Source organism: Pseudoalteromonas sp. GB43 (assembly GCF_054923805.1).
In genome coordinates this window covers 2402273-2416509 of record NZ_JBPCHJ010000001.1, presented here as the reverse complement: position 1 = coordinate 2416509, position 14237 = coordinate 2402273, and the positions used below count along the sequence as shown (strand labels likewise).

The following is a 14237-nucleotide window of genomic DNA, read 5'->3' as shown; positions in this document are numbered from 1 at the left end:
GCCAGTAATAATGGCGTCTGAATTGCATTAAGCTAAGCTTATAAAAACAGTATAAAGGTCCATGGAGCGGTGCGATGAGTTATTATTTACCTATTAAAAATCAATTGGCTAGTTTGTTTACACCGACAGTTTCAGTAACATCGCAAGCAATCCCTGAGAGCTTATCTTGGCAAGACTTAAACTCTCAAATTACGCAGTTTTTACATACTACATGGCAAATGTTACCTGCACTGACACTTGGTATTGCGGCCATCATTATCTGTTACTTGTTGGCCCGCCCTTTATCGTATTTATTAATCAAACCGCTTGGTTTTGTCAGTGAAAGTAAACTTTTGCATGTGGTGACGAGGCGCTTTTTTAGCATCATTATCATCTTGTTTGGCGTGTACTTATTTTTGCGTCTTGCAGGGCTCACCAGTTTTGCTGTGGCGATTATGAGTGGGACTGGTTTAGTTGGGCTTATTTTAGGTTTTGCTTTTCGTGATATTGCCGAAAACTTTATCTCAAGTATGCTACTTAGTGTGCAGCGCCCTTTTCGTATTGATGATGTTATTGAAGTAGATGGGCGTTTAGGAGTAGTTAAAAAGGTTACGGCTCGCGCCACCACCTTGGTTGATTTTGATGGCAATCACATTCAAATTCCCAATGCGACCGTCTATAAAAACGTCATTAAAAATCTCACCGCAAACCCAAAAATGCGGGGTCACTTTAATGTTGGCATTGGCTACGATAATGACATTCGCTATGCCCAACAATTAGCAATGAAAGTGGTTAATCAAAACCCTGCTGTTATTAATGATCCGCCAAGCCAAGTATTAATTGATTCATTAGGCTCAGCAACTCTTAATCTAACCATTTATTTTTGGGTAAATAGTAACGAACACAGTACTATCAAAGTGGCCTCACAATTGATGCGAGAGTTGGTCAATACTTATTTAGCGGAGCAAATAAGCATGCCGGATGATGCTCGCGAGCGAATTATTTTAAATAGCGAAAACAATACCGAACAGCCAAACAATAACGTAAGCGCTGATCCAAAAACAGCAAAATCACTCGACGATCACAGCCTTGATGATGTTAGCAGTGATGCCGATGATATCCGTGTGCAAGCAGATCAATCTCGCGACCCAGAGCAAGGTAATAACATTATTTGAGACAAAGATTATCAGGCTTCGTCTTTGGGTTTATCTTGCATTGCACGTTTAAACCCTTTAATTGATGTCCCTAAGTCACCACCGATCTGTGACAGTTTTTTTGTGCCAAATAAAAGCACCACAATTGCGGCAATAATAGCTAATTGCCAAACACTTATTCCTGCCATAATAACCTCCTTAAGGTTTAGGTAATTTGTCAGTATGCTACTAGCTCTAAACAGTGATTACGTCGATCCCCAAAGCAACCAATGACTCAACAAATTCAGCTGGCATGTTTTTATCGGTTACTAGCACATCGATTGATTTTAGTGGTAATACATTATACAAAGCCCGTTTACCAAATTTACTTGAATCAGTTACAGCAATCACTTGATCTGCACGTGTGCACATTGTTCGGTTTAACATTGCTTCAGGCTCATAATGGGTGGTGATCCCCGTTTCAGGATCTATGCCATCCACTCCTAAAATAACCTTTTTGAAATTATATTTACTGAGTGCTTGTTCAACTTCATTTGAGTAAAAAGACATTGATTTCTTGCGCAATTGCCCACCCAGCATAAATACATTGGCATCGTCTATATCAGCCAGTACATGTGCAATATTGAGGCCGTTTGTCATCACGGTTAAGTCTTGTTTGTTGGTCAATGCTTTCGCGACTTCTTCGGTTGTGGTGCCCGAATCAATAATTAGTGAATCGCCATCATCAACTAAATTTGCAACAGCTTTTGCCAGTAGAACTTTCACAGCATAATTTTCGTTATGCTTATCTTTAACTGATAACTCTTTGACCAATTTATCACAAGCAATTGCGCCGCCGCGAGAACGAACAACCAGACCACGCTTGCCCAGTTCGTTAAGATCATGGCGAATACTAACCTCAGAAATATCAAAAGTTTTCGCAAGATCTTTAACATTTACTTTGCCATTTTCCTCGGTCATCAGAACGATTTTTTGTCTTCTTTCTATTGTGGTTAGCATAGCTGGCCTGTTGTTTATATAGCTGCTTTCAAATTCGTAGTTCAATATTACACAATTTACAGTTTCAAAGCCAAGCTTAGTTTCGAAATAAAATAAAACTTTCAAAACTTACGAAAAATGTTTTATCATTAATCTACCGTTAACTTATTGGTGACAAAAATGACAACACAAAGCTCACTATTAGAGCAAACAGAACACACCAACCGTACACAATTACTACCTATGTTGATCATAGGTGGCTTGTTTTTCTTATTTGGCTTTATAACTTGGCTCAATGGATCTTTGATTCCATTTCTACAAATGGTCTGTGATCTCAACCATATTGAAGCTTACATGGTGACATTGGTGTTTTATATCGCCTATACCGTCATGGCACTGCCGAGCGCTAAGATATTGAAATTATTTAGTTATAAGCATGGTATGTCATTTGGTTTAGGTACCATGGCATTTGGCGCGTTGTTGTTTATTCCTGCCGCACAAATTCAGGCTTATTGGTTATTTTTGGTTGCCTTATTTACTTTAGGAAGCGGCCTCACCTTATTACAAACCGCTGCGAATCCTTACATCGTGCTAATTGGTTCTAAAGACACGGCAGCCGTACGCATTAGCATCATGGGTATTCTCAATAAGAGCGCAGGTGTGGTTGCTCCATTGCTCTTCTCTGCGATTGTATTTAGCGACATTGCCAGCTTTAGCCCTGAAGCTCTCGCCCAATTGAACAGCATTCAAAAGCAATTACAGTTGCAAGAATTGGCTAATCGTTTAATAACGCCTTACTTTGTAATGGCAATTGCGTTAGCGATATTAGCTGCGTTGATTATGCTGGCTCCATTACCTGATATTGAGCAACCAAAAACTAGCAACAACAGCGAGAGTAAATCAGTACTGCAATTCCCACACTTAGTTTTAGGCGTAATCGCCCTATTCTTTTACATAGGTGCAGAAGTCATTGCCGGCGACACCATTGGCCTTTACGGCAAAGAACAAGGGGTATTGCAGTTCGCTGAACTCACCTCTTACACCATGGGCTTTATGGTGCTAGGTTATGTGTTAGGTATCGTGTTAATTCCTCGTTTTTTTAGTCAGCAACAGGCGCTGATATTTTCCGCGTTAAGTGGTTGTGTGTTTTCACTTGGCATCATTTTGATTGATCCGCAACAAACTGCGATTGCAAACGTAGTGCTCTTTTGGCTTGCTGATAACAGTTTTCCAGATACCGTGTTATTTGTTGCATTACTTGGCTTATCGAATGCGCTAGTTTGGCCGACCATTTGGCCTATGACCTTGCAAATCTCGGCGATAAAACTCAAACCGGCGCGGCATTACTGATTATGGGGATTTCTGGTGGCGCTCTATTGCCTTTGGTATACGGTGTGTTTGCAGAATATACGGGCAATGCACAACAAGCTTACTATCTGTTGATCCCTTGCTATGCGTTTATTCTTTATTACGCACTGATTGGTCACAAACTAACAAGTTGGCGTAAGTAACGACATGGGCAGGCTTAGTTGTTTTACTGTTTAACTAGCCTGCAATTTTTCTGATGTGAAATAGCCCAGTAGCAAAAATTCACGCACGGTAAAAATACACTTATATATTAAGTACTCGTCACGCTTATCAGGGCTCACTTCTGAAAGAGGCAAGGCTTGCTGCGCTATTATGCGCTGTTGCTGCTGCAAAGAGATAGTAAATAAGCCTGTGAGTTTATCTGCTAATTGCGACGATGAAAAAGCACCGTCTGCAATCAGCTCAGCGCCTTTTAAGCATGCCGCACGTTCAGTCACTGTTAGTGTATTTGCTAGCATTAAATCTGTGAAAGCGACTAAATTAAAATACAGCTGCTCATTTGGCTCCAGTTCTAAAATAACCGCCTGCATTTGCGTGACCACATCCCGATGCGCCGCTGTTTTAAGCACCTCAAAATGATTGTCATCCACTTTATCAAATAGCTGAGTCGCAGCCACTGGCGTAATAGCCGCACCGAATAATGCAGCTAAACATTTAATGGCATTTCGCCTTTGTAGATCAGCCATTGAACACCCCATTTTGATAATGTCGTGCAGCATGATCGGCGGCTCTCGCAGTAAATGCCATATAGGTTAACGAAGGGTTCTGATAACCCGACGAGCACATAAACGAGCCGTCAGTGACATAGACGTTACGCACACTATGAATTTGGTTGTAACGATTAAGCACTGAGGTTGTAGCATCATGTCCCATGCGCGCAGTTCCCATTTCGTGGATGGCCTGCCCCGGCGCTGAGCCTTTATCGTACGCTTGCACATTTTGATAACCAGCTTTGCTGAGCATCTCGACGGCTTGCGCTTTCATATCCTCGCGCATGCGCTGCTCGTTTTCAGCAAATTGGCAATCAAAATTAACTAAAGGTAATCCCCATTGATCTTTTAATACCGGATCTAAGCTCATTTTATTACGATGATAAGGCAGGCATTCACCAAAGCCTATTAATGCAACTTGCCAAGGCCCAGGTTTGGCAAGCTCTTCTCGAAAAGCCTTACCAAAGCTGAGTTCTTTAAAGCCCCGTCGCCAATCTTTGCGTGTTGCGTATCCTTGATAGCCATAGCCGCGAATAAAGCTATGCTGCTCGCTATCATTAAGGTTTCGAAAACGCGGGATATGAAAGCCAACGGGTCTATCGCCATCATTAAAGTCATCAGCAAAACCTTTTGGTTCACCCGTTGCGCCAACCCTAAAATGGTGATCCATGAGGTTATGCCCAAGCTCTCCACTATCGTTCCCTAAGCCATTAGGAAAACGTGCAGAGGTTGAATTTAATAACAAGGCTGTTGTAGCCACCGTTGATGCGCAGCAAAAAATAATCTTCGCTTGCGCGATACGCTCTTTTTTAGATTCAGCATCAATTACTTTCACACCTGTGGCTTGCCCGCTTTCTGGATTGTAAATAATCTCTTTAGCAATGGAGTGAGTCTGAATTGTGAGTCGCCCAGTACGCATCGCTGCAGGTAAGGTCGAGGCTAAACTACTAAAATAGCTACCGGTTGGACAACCTCGCATACAGCGGTTGCGCTTGCTGCATGGAGCACGACCTTGCTCAGGCTTGGCCTTAGTTAAATGCGCAACTCGCCCGATGGTGAGGTGCCGATTAGTGTAGTGAGTTAATAAACTTTGTTTAAGCTGCTGCTCTACGGCATTAAGCGCAAAAGGAGGTAAGTAAGGTCCATCTGGTAGCTGAGGTAAGTTCAGCGCTTCGCCGATAACCCCGATGTAGGCTTCGACTTTATCGTACCAAGGCGCAATATCTTGATAGCGCACAGGCCAATCAACGCCGTGACCATCTTGTTTGTTGGCTGCAAAATCTATATCACTGAGGCGCAAGCATTGCCGCCCCCAAGTTAATGAGCGCCCACCAAGATGATACCCTCTGATCCAATCAAAACGCTGTGATTCTTGATAAGGGTGCTGCAAATCATTCACAAACCAGTGTTTTATTGATTGCTTGGTGGCATAGCCAGTGCGTGCTTGTTTAGCTTGATTCTGTTTTTCTAGTAAGCTGGTAATTGTCGCGAAATGGCAGTTGCCAATCTTCTTTAAACGCAGTGATATAGTCAGTACCGTGCACAACCTGCCTACCACGTTCAAGTAGCAGTACATTGAGCCCTTTTTCGGTCAGTTCTTTAGCAGCCCAGCCGCCAGTAATGCCACTGCCAATAACAATGGCATCGAATACTTTTGCCTGCATTCTCACTTAACTTTTAAAAGATTTGCTTACCCGCACAGATTGTTGCTTGAACAGAAAAGTCTTTATCGAGCAGGGCAAAATTAGCCTGTTTACCTACCGCAATACTGCCTATTTGCTCCGCTTTATTTAAAAACTCAGCGGGTACTAAACTGGCCATTTTAGTTGCTTCAACTAGGCTTGCGTCGGTTAAGTTATAAAAACGCTCAACGCCAACTTCCATGGTTAATGTACTGCCCGCTAAAGAACCGCTCTCAGTTCGTGCAACACCTTGCTCAACCACAATAGGAAGCTCACCTAAGCGGTAGCGACCATCTTGTAAGCCTCCGGCGCTCACACAGTCTGTGATCAGAGCAATTTTATCTGCCCCTTTTAAACGGTAAACCATGTTCATGATGCTCGGGTGCAAATGAATACCATCAGGAATAAGCTCAACCATGGCATCCTTGTCCATCAACAGTGCGCCAGTACAACCAGGATCACGATGATGAATACCGCGCATACCATTAAAAATATGCACACCACCGCAAGCACCATGGGCAAGAGCTTGTGTTGTTTGCTCAAAATTAGCATCTGTATGACCCAGCATCACACGCACACCTTTATCGGTGATATAGCGGATCATATCGGGCGATTTAAGTAGTTCTGGCGCCAACGCAAATGAGCTTAAGCAACCTTCACATGCGGCATAAATTTCATCAAATCGCTGTTTAGTAAGTTCTAAAAAAAATGACTCGTTATGCGCGCCTTTATGCGCTTCTGCAAAGAATAAACCTTCGTTATAAGCCCCTAGCAACTGCGCCCCAGCCAAGCCTTTTTGATAGGCACTCGCCATATTTTTATAAGCTTGAATTGAGACGTCCCAGTCCGCAGTCACCGTTGTGCCAACAAACCCCGTTACGCCATGCTTTGCTAAAGAACGAGAAATAATCTCTAGTGATTCTGGGGTGCCGTCCATAATATCGCAGCCTTCCCGGCCATGAATATGTAAATCAATAAAGCCCGGAAATAAACTGTGCTCACCTAAATCTATTACTTCGATCTCGGGCGCCATTTGCCTAGTAATGGCAGTAATTTTACCTTGCTCGACCAAGACCACATGATCGAGTAAAACCTTCTCAGCAGTCACCACTTTTGCGGCTTTTAAGTAATAGCGATTAAGATCCGTTGGAATTAGCATGAACACTTCCTATTATTGCAGCGCCTCTTACGCCGCTAGAATCACCAAACTTTGCACGCTTCACGTCGGGCACGGCAAAACCTGAAAATAAATGAGTTTGAATCGCATCAGGGAGCTTTTCTACTATTGCATCAATGAGCGACAACCCCCCGCCAAGTACGATAACTTCTGGGTGCAAACTTTTACTAATGGCAGCAAAGGTTTCGCCAAGAATATCTAAGTAACAAGCGAGCACCTTTAAAGCTTGCTCATCACCTAGCTTAATATCGTTTGCCCATTCAATCGCTGATTTAGGGGATTGCGTAATATGTTGATACAGAGTTTGTACACCGGGACCTGCAATATAGCTTTCTACACAGCCATTTAAACCACAGCCACATTTTAAAACGGGCAGCTGATATTTTTGTTGCAGATACGCAGAAAGCGGTAAATGACCATATTCTCCCGACATACCTAAACCCTGGTTAAACAAAGTGCCATCAATACACATACCACCCGCAGCCCCCGTACCAACAATGGCACCAAATACTCGGCTATAACCTTCACCAGCTCCGCCATTTGCTTCTGATAAAGCGAAACATCGGGTGTCATTTAATATCGCAACAGGGCGTTTTAATAATGCTTGAAGATCGTTGGCAATCACTTTGCCTGTGGCACACGGCACATTAGCCGACAGCACTTTACCTTCATCATTAATGATACCTGGCATACCGATGCCCACCGCACCTTGGCTACTTGTTAATTCATCGGCCTTTAGCACCTGCTGATATATTGCCTGCAAAAATTGCTGATAATCATCAGTTGGCGTAGTAATACGCCAACTCTGCTGTTGCTCTAAATTATTATTAAAAATGGCGGTTTCTATTTTTGTTCCACCAATATCGAGTCCATAAACAGCCATACTCTACCTAACACTTTCTAACAAGAAGTTAACGGGTAAATAGTTACCCCTTGTACAACACGGTTAACTTCGCCCGTTGGGCAAGGATTGTCAGGTGTTAAACCGAGTGAGATTGATTTAAAAAATGCAAAAATCTGACAATAAACAATATAATACAGACCTTGCCACACATCATCCAGCGGTTGCTGCTTTGTACCTACCGATAATTTTTCTATTCGCAGGCATTGCTGTTCATTGACTAATTCATTATATAAATCAGTGTCATATAAACTGCTGTATAGATTTCCTGATGACATCAATAGTACGGCAGTTTTGGTATTAATAATGGTTTTCGGGCCATGCCTAAAACCCAAAGGCGTTTCAAAATAACTAATTAATTCACCATTTGTTAACTCTAAACACTTTAATGCAGCTTCTTTGGCGTAGCCAAGTAAAGACCCGGCTCCTAAAAACACTAAGCGCTCAACGTTACTTTGTGCAAAACGCTTAATGTCATCAATTTGCGTATCGAGTAGCTGATTAGTATGCGCCACAACTTTTTCTAATTGAACGCTATCTGGAGTAAAAATACACAGTGTTGAAATCAGCATTGAGGTAAAGCTACTTGTCATTGCAAAGCTCTCATCAAGTGTTTCTTTTGGCATTATCACACTTAAGCTATTGCTTTTAACTGATGCGCTTTTAGCTAACTCACCGTTTTCATTACAGGTAATAACCAAGTGATAACATTCATCAACGACTTGCTCTGCAATATCGACCGCTGCGACACTTTCAGGGCTATTTCCAGAGCGCGCATAAGAAATAAGTAAGGTTGGCGTGCCCTTTTGTAAAAAACCATATGGGTTTGAGACAATATCAGTGGTGCTGACAGCACATACGTCCAAATCGGTTTTCGCAGTTAAATGAGGTGTTAAAGCCTCGCCCACATAAGCTGATGTACCAGCGCCTGTTAAAACAACTTTTAAGTTATTAAGTGCTAAAATCGGCGCTAAAAAATCATTAATCTCAGCTCGCTTGTTATCAATCACTGTTGCCGTATTACACCATGATTTGGGTTGTTGTGTGATTTCTCTTGCGGTCCAATAAGCGTTCTGTTGCTTAAGTTCTGTTTCGTTTAAGGATAAAAACTGTGTCATATTAAATTCTCTCTCAACACCACTTATTGATTACAAGCAAGCGAATAGCTATTCGTCACTTCCATTATTTTGTTAAGTACTAACTCACGCGGTGATGAGTTAATTTGATCCTTAGTTAATGCTTTGTATTGCATTGGCATAAATTGGCTAAGTAAGGTCTGTGGAATAATTTGCCCTTCTAAGTTCTCAAACAGCGTTTCTACTGTTTGTTTTATCTCATCTTCAGGCCAGTAATAACGGATGCGATCGCTATAACTATAAGCCCTAAACAGCTTAGCTTCAGCACCCTGCGATGGGTAAAACTTATTCCAATAATGTGGTTTTTCTAGCATGATGCGCTCACAGACATCACGTAAATTAGAACGCTTAGCAGGTTCAACTAACTGATCTTCAATATAAGTTAAAGCAAATAAACCTTCGCGTAGTGCATAGGTAAGCTGTGGCCCCACTTTTAATATGGCAAAGTGATTCTGTACTAACTCGCGATAGCAATGATCTGGCTGGTAATCAGTAGAGTGAGCTTCATACACAAGATTATCGACAGTAGTGATAAACTCTTTCAGTTTTTGCGCTTCATTACGTTGGTAATTAAAAACTTGATGATTATCAAACTCAACCCCTGGCTGCACAACAACAGCAATAACACGCGACCACACGTCACTTATGTTTAAGCTAGCAAATGCTGCCTGATGTAATTCGATTGTTTGCTGTACCCCTTCAACATGGGATACCTCAATAATTTCATGCTCTTCTGTTGCCCCACCCGGAGGAGGAACTTCAGTACCAACCACATAAAGAATATCGTTATCTTTTGAGACCGACTCAGCAGCTTGGCACATCAATGCTGCACGCTTGGCAATTTCTGCATCAGCTAAACGTTCTCCATCGTCAGCGCATGGCATACTGGCATCTAGATGAATTTTTTTAAAACCCGCACTCGCATAGGCTTTAACAAGTTCAACAGCTTTTACCATCGCAACCTCTGCAGGCTCATTCACCCAACACACAGGACCTAAGTGATCACCACCTAAAATAATGCGCTGGGTATCTAAACCCACTTTTTCGGCTATTGCATAAACAAATTCAACAAAGTCATGAGGCTTCATACCCGTGTAGCCACCAAACTGATTAACTTGGTTTGCCGTAGCTTCAATTAAAATTTCAGTGTCATCATTAAGAGCTTGCAACATCGCTGCTTCGATAACGAGTGGATGCGCGCAGCATACAGAGTAAATTCCCTGCGCTTGCCCTACTCGATTGTTATTAATAATCGTTTTTAATGCATTCATGGTTCTCTCCAAGCAGCTTACATCAAAGGTTAGATACGTGATTTGAAATTACAGTAGCACACAGCGAAACACCACGCAACAAAATGAAAGAAAACGAAAGTGCAAATCAAAGCTAAAATTTGACCTAAAAAACCATAAAAAGGCATTAAGGGTAATACAGCTACCAATTTGAAAGATTTTGAAAGCATTTAATTGTAATTAACTTTTAGTTGCGATATAACAGAAACAACTGAAACCCACTATTAAAATAATCTCAGTGATTTAGGTATCGTTATGACAATAGATAGACGTAGTTTTTTAAAATCTGCCGCAGCCATTACCGCCGCGACAGTCGTGACTGGCTGTGCGAAAAGCCAACAAGGTGATAATCAAAGCACACCTCTTGCAGCGCAAGGTAAAAGCGTAATGGGCTTAGCTGTGCCTGCAATGGATGTGGTGCGTGTTGGTTTTATTGGGGTTGGTCAACGTGGTAGCGGCCATGTGAAACATCTTTGCCATATTGAAGGTGTTGAAATCAAAGCTATTTGCGACACAGATAAGCTAATGCTAGATAAGTCTGTTAATTATGTCATTGAAAAAGGCTTACCTAAACCAACTGCTTATACGGGTTCAGATAAAGCCTATTTAGACATGCTCGCTCGTGATGACATCGACATTGTGATCATTTCAACGCCTTGGAAATGGCACACACCGATGAGTGTTGAGACCATGGAAAGTGGTAAACATGCCTTTGTTGAAGTACCTGCAGCAACCACCATGGAAGAGTGTTGGCAATTAGTAAACACCGCAGAGCGCACGCAAAAGAACTGCATGATGATGGAAAACGTTAACTACGGCCGTGACGAGTTAATGGTTTTAAACATGGTTCGTAAAGGCGTATTTGGTGAGTTATTGCATGGTGAAGCAGCTTATATTCATGACTTGCGTTGGCAAATGAAAGAAATTGACCGCAGCACAGGCTCATGGCGTACTTATTGGCATACCAAAGTAAACGGTAACTTATACCCAACCCATGGTTTAGGCCCGGTTTCTCAGTATATGAACATCAACCGTGGTGACCGCTTTGACTTTGTTACTTCAGTCAGCTCACCTGCGCTTGGCCGCGCCGCCTATGCAGAACGTGAATTCCCTGCAGGTCCCACGAGCGTCGTTCACTAAAATTTACTGCTGGCGACATGAATACCAGCATTATTAAAACAGTGAAAGGTCGTAGCATTATGGTTCAGCACGACACCACAAGCCCTCGCCCGTACAGCCGCCATAACCTAATTCAAGGTACTAATGGCACATTTGCAGGATTCCCTAATCGTATTGCTCTTGAAGATGTGCCACCAGCTATCGCGAAAATTTACCAACAGCAATATGAAGCAGAGCTCGCTGCCTGGGAGAAAGCAGGTTCACAGGGTCGTAAGCCACATATGCAAAACTTCCATAGCTGGGATCAAGATATGGAAAAGTGGCGTGCTGAGTTTGATCATCCACTGTGGAAACGCATGGGTGAAGAAGCAGTACGTAACGGTGGCCACGGCGGTATGGACTTCATTATGCTTTGGCGCATGATCTACTGCTTACGCAATAATGAGCCACTCGATCAAGATGTATACGATGCCGCAGCATGGTCATCAATCTTCCCGCAAAGTATGGCATCGGTTGCTGATAGAAGTAACAGTAAAACAATTCCAGACTTTACCCGTGGCGCTTGGCAAACAGGTAAGCCTCTGGGAATTGTGTCTTAACACTTTCTCTCCTGAAAAACTAAAAGCCCGCCCTTTGCCCTGCGGGCTTTTTTATTTCATTGTTCACTCCCTTTAGAGCTTTACTCTATAAAACTTTACCCACAAAAAAGCCCGCAACGTCAGCGGGCTTTTTAATTAGGCCTTTAGCTTACTGAGCATGTGCTGCAGCGCGGAAAATCGTGTTAGCTAAAAGTACATTCATGCCTTCAAGGTAGGCGCGGTAGGTTGGTGATTGTGTAAAGCCAATCACCATGCCTTTGCCTTGCGGTTGATGAACAAGCAATGGCTTATACGCAAGCTGTGCTTTATTTTGCTGCCATAGATAACCACTTGCTAGCACATCATCTTTACCTGTAAACCACGCTAGGTTTTTACCTGAGTTCAGTTTTATAGGCGTGTAAATATCATTACCGTAAGCTACCGCAACAAGGTCTTTATCAACCCCAGCGGTTAACCAGTGCTCTTGGTCTACTTCAACATTAGCAAGTACACCGGCTACATAGTCTGGCGATGTATGTGGCTCAATGCTCGCTGCTTTTAAATCATCGCGAGAAGCGAATAACTGCCCTGCCACTTTACTGCTTTTATCATCGCTGCTGTCGGCTTTATCTTCTCGGTAAGCTTGCTCGCGTTTAACATCTAACAAACCGTAATCAGCGTTGGTGGTAAAACGGTTAGCATTACCGAGGGCAATCAACACGCCACCTGCTTCAACCCAGCTTTTTAAATTAGCCGCGCCCGATTTACCAAGTGCTTGCTCGTAATTACCTTCTGGTAAAATAAGCACTTGGTAATCACTTAAATCAGCCCATGCAAGCATAGGTGTGCGAATAGCGGTTACCGGGTAGCCAAGCTGTCTTTCGATAACAAAACGAGTGTTACCGGCGCTTAGCTCTCGAGTGGCTGCATCCCATGCAATCGCCACTTTTGGTGCTACCATAGGCACTGTTTTGTTACTACCAAAGCTTGGGCCTTCAATCACCCAACTTGAATCAACACCATCAACTATTGCACCAGTTTGCTCGGCAATTTGGCTAATTTTAGTCAGTAAGTCTTTATCGTTTAGGCGCTTTTCGATTACTAAGCTACCCGCTGGGTAGTTAGTTTTATCACCTAATACAAAAGCTTGGTCAGCACTTTTCAGTTTAATGCCAGCTTGCAGTGCTGCTGTTAAAAAGCGTGCTGCGGCCGTATCACCCCAAGCAACAATATAAGCCACTGAGGCTTCTGGATTATTCACTTTGCCAAGCAATGTGTCGTCGGCCTGAACCGCTTTACTATCTGCGCTAACTGCGCGGCTACAGCTATCGCTATCTACATTAAACATCATCGGCAGCGACCAACCTGTGACATCGTAAATTTCATCACCTAGGTTACGAGCGCGGCGTCTTTCTTGCTCTTTTACAAAAGCCTCTGCCATATCTACTTGGTCTGTAAATGTGGTACGTACAAATACCCCGCGTGGCTGTGCAGTATCAATAAAATAGCTGCCTGCTTTGTACTTAACGCCACAGGCTTTGAAGTCTTCAGTTGCTTGTTTAACTTCAACACCATGTTCAGCCATTAAGGTTGCGAGTCTATGAGCGCCTTCACGGTTACTTTGTTTAGGTAAGATATAAACACGCTCTTTGCTATCTTTACCCGAATCAATCGCATCAACTTGATATTGATAAAAGTCACCTAGTAGTTTTTCACGTTGATTGGCAGCCCCTTCGGCAGTCGAAATTGAGGCCACAAACTGACGCTTTACAGTATTAAAATAGGTGAGTAGTTCGCCGGTATTTTTCTCAAAAACATGGCCACGCGCAGAGCCTACTTCGTAAGTTGATGCTGATGCACCATAAAAAACAGGCCAGCTATCACCGTAGCCTGGGTAAAAGGCATCAAAAATTTCACGGGTAAAATAATCAAAGCCAAACTCATCAAAATACTTCGCATGATTTTGCCCAATCGCATCCATGTTGGCGATTTGAGTTTTCGTCATATGCGGATTAAATGGCTGAGCAGCCGGTGCAAAGTAGTAAGATTGGTCGCCGCCCATTTCATGAATATCAACCACTACTTGCGGTTTATATTTATTGATTGCAGCCACTCTGCCTTTACTTTCAGGCTGAGTAAGTGCCAACCAATCACGGTTCATATCAA

The 14237-nt window shown here is 42.8% G+C and carries 11 protein-coding genes and 2 pseudogenes; 3 read left to right on the top strand and 10 right to left on the bottom strand.

All coding sequences use genetic code 11. From position 1 onward, the window contains the following. Nucleotides 1-74 precede the first annotated feature (74 nt). Entirely contained in the window at nt 75-1154 is a 1080-nt protein-coding gene (locus tag ACRWSG_RS11475) for a mechanosensitive ion channel family protein (protein WP_462166332.1), read from the top strand. A gap of 11 nt (nt 1155-1165) precedes the next feature. Here ACRWSG_RS11475 and tatA read toward each other — a convergent pair whose 3' ends face one another. Both tatA and agaR read right to left on the bottom strand, forming a co-directional pair. Beyond that, entirely contained in the window at nt 1166-1321 is a 156-nt protein-coding gene (gene tatA / locus ACRWSG_RS11470) for a twin-arginine translocase TatA/TatE family subunit (protein WP_294409813.1), read from the bottom strand. A 46-nt stretch (nt 1322-1367) separates the two neighbouring features. Then, on the bottom strand, nt 1368-2132 hold the full coding sequence (gene agaR, locus ACRWSG_RS11465) for a transcriptional repressor AgaR (protein ID WP_235377209.1): 765 nt from the start codon (nt 2130-2132) through the stop codon (nt 1368-1370). A 159-nt stretch (nt 2133-2291) separates the two neighbouring features. Here agaR and ACRWSG_RS11460 point away from each other — a divergent pair. After that, nucleotides 2292-3622, top strand: a pseudogene (locus tag ACRWSG_RS11460) (sugar MFS transporter). 30 nt (nt 3623-3652) lie between these two features. Here ACRWSG_RS11460 and ACRWSG_RS11455 read toward each other — a convergent pair. Genes ACRWSG_RS11455 through ACRWSG_RS11425 form a run of 7 tightly spaced genes read right to left on the bottom strand, consistent with a single transcriptional unit; the run spans nt 3653 to nt 10356 of the window. Continuing rightward, nucleotides 3653-4165: a hypothetical protein gene (locus tag ACRWSG_RS11455; protein ID WP_199530262.1), complete on the bottom strand. Its 513-nt coding sequence runs from the start codon at nt 4163-4165 to the stop codon at nt 3653-3655. Beyond that, entirely contained in the window at nt 4158-5588 is a 1431-nt protein-coding gene (locus ACRWSG_RS11450; protein ID WP_462166331.1) for a GMC oxidoreductase, read from the bottom strand. The genes ACRWSG_RS11455 and ACRWSG_RS11450 overlap by 8 nt, the downstream gene beginning before the upstream one ends. Nucleotides 5589-5637: 49 nt before the next feature. Further along, nucleotides 5638-5853: an FAD-dependent oxidoreductase gene (locus tag ACRWSG_RS11445; protein ID WP_462166330.1), complete on the bottom strand. Its 216-nt coding sequence runs from the start codon at nt 5851-5853 to the stop codon at nt 5638-5640. A gap of 13 nt (nt 5854-5866) precedes the next feature. Then, nucleotides 5867-7030 carry an N-acetylglucosamine-6-phosphate deacetylase gene (gene nagA / locus ACRWSG_RS11440; RefSeq protein WP_462166329.1) on the bottom strand — a complete coding sequence of 388 codons (1164 nt, stop codon included), beginning with the start codon at nt 7028-7030 and terminating at the stop codon, nt 5867-5869. Further along, complete coding sequence (locus ACRWSG_RS11435) at nt 7008-7931, bottom strand: ROK family protein (RefSeq protein WP_462166328.1); 924 nt, start codon at nt 7929-7931, stop codon at nt 7008-7010. The genes nagA and ACRWSG_RS11435 overlap by 23 nt, the downstream gene beginning before the upstream one ends. A gap of 17 nt (nt 7932-7948) precedes the next feature. Continuing rightward, nucleotides 7949-9067, bottom strand: a complete 1119-nt coding sequence (locus ACRWSG_RS11430; RefSeq protein WP_054552754.1) for an SIS domain-containing protein — start codon at nt 9065-9067, stop codon at nt 7949-7951. Between the two features lie 23 nt (nt 9068-9090). Continuing rightward, nucleotides 9091-10356, bottom strand: coding sequence for a D-tagatose-bisphosphate aldolase, class II, non-catalytic subunit (locus ACRWSG_RS11425; RefSeq protein ID WP_462166326.1), 1266 nt, complete (start codon nt 10354-10356; stop codon nt 9091-9093). A gap of 273 nt (nt 10357-10629) precedes the next feature. Between ACRWSG_RS11425 and ACRWSG_RS11420 the strand changes: the two are divergent. Next, nucleotides 10630-12092, top strand: a pseudogene (locus ACRWSG_RS11420) (Gfo/Idh/MocA family protein). Nucleotides 12093-12240: 148 nt separating this feature from the next. Here ACRWSG_RS11420 and ACRWSG_RS11415 read toward each other — a convergent pair. After that, nucleotides 12241-14232, bottom strand: a complete 1992-nt coding sequence (locus ACRWSG_RS11415; protein ID WP_462166324.1) for a M14 family metallopeptidase — start codon at nt 14230-14232, stop codon at nt 12241-12243. Nucleotides 14233-14237: the final 5 nt, after the last annotated feature.

Bases quoted from the DNA above. Each gene is read 5' to 3' on its own strand.
- agaR (WP_235377209.1), bottom strand. From the start codon at position 2,132: ATGCTAACCACAATAGAAAGAAGACAAAAAATCGTTCTGATGACCGAG.
- ACRWSG_RS11445 (WP_462166330.1), bottom strand. From the start codon at position 5,853: ATGCAGGCAAAAGTATTCGATGCCATTGTTATTGGCAGTGGCATTACT.
- nagA (WP_462166329.1), bottom strand. From the start codon at position 7,030: ATGCTAATTCCAACGGATCTTAATCGCTATTACTTAAAAGCCGCAAAA.
- ACRWSG_RS11430 (WP_054552754.1), bottom strand. From the start codon at position 9,067: ATGACACAGTTTTTATCCTTAAACGAAACAGAACTTAAGCAACAGAAC.
- tatA (WP_294409813.1), bottom strand. From the start codon at position 1,321: ATGGCAGGAATAAGTGTTTGGCAATTAGCTATTATTGCCGCAATTGTG.
- ACRWSG_RS11435 (WP_462166328.1), bottom strand. From the start codon at position 7,931: ATGGCTGTTTATGGACTCGATATTGGTGGAACAAAAATAGAAACCGCC.
- ACRWSG_RS11455 (WP_199530262.1), bottom strand. From the start codon at position 4,165: ATGGCTGATCTACAAAGGCGAAATGCCATTAAATGTTTAGCTGCATTA.
- ACRWSG_RS11415 (WP_462166324.1), bottom strand. From the start codon at position 14,232: ATGAACCGTGATTGGTTGGCACTTACTCAGCCTGAAAGTAAAGGCAGA.
- ACRWSG_RS11475 (WP_462166332.1), top strand. From the start codon at position 75: ATGAGTTATTATTTACCTATTAAAAATCAATTGGCTAGTTTGTTTACA.
- ACRWSG_RS11425 (WP_462166326.1), bottom strand. From the start codon at position 10,356: ATGAATGCATTAAAAACGATTATTAATAACAATCGAGTAGGGCAAGCG.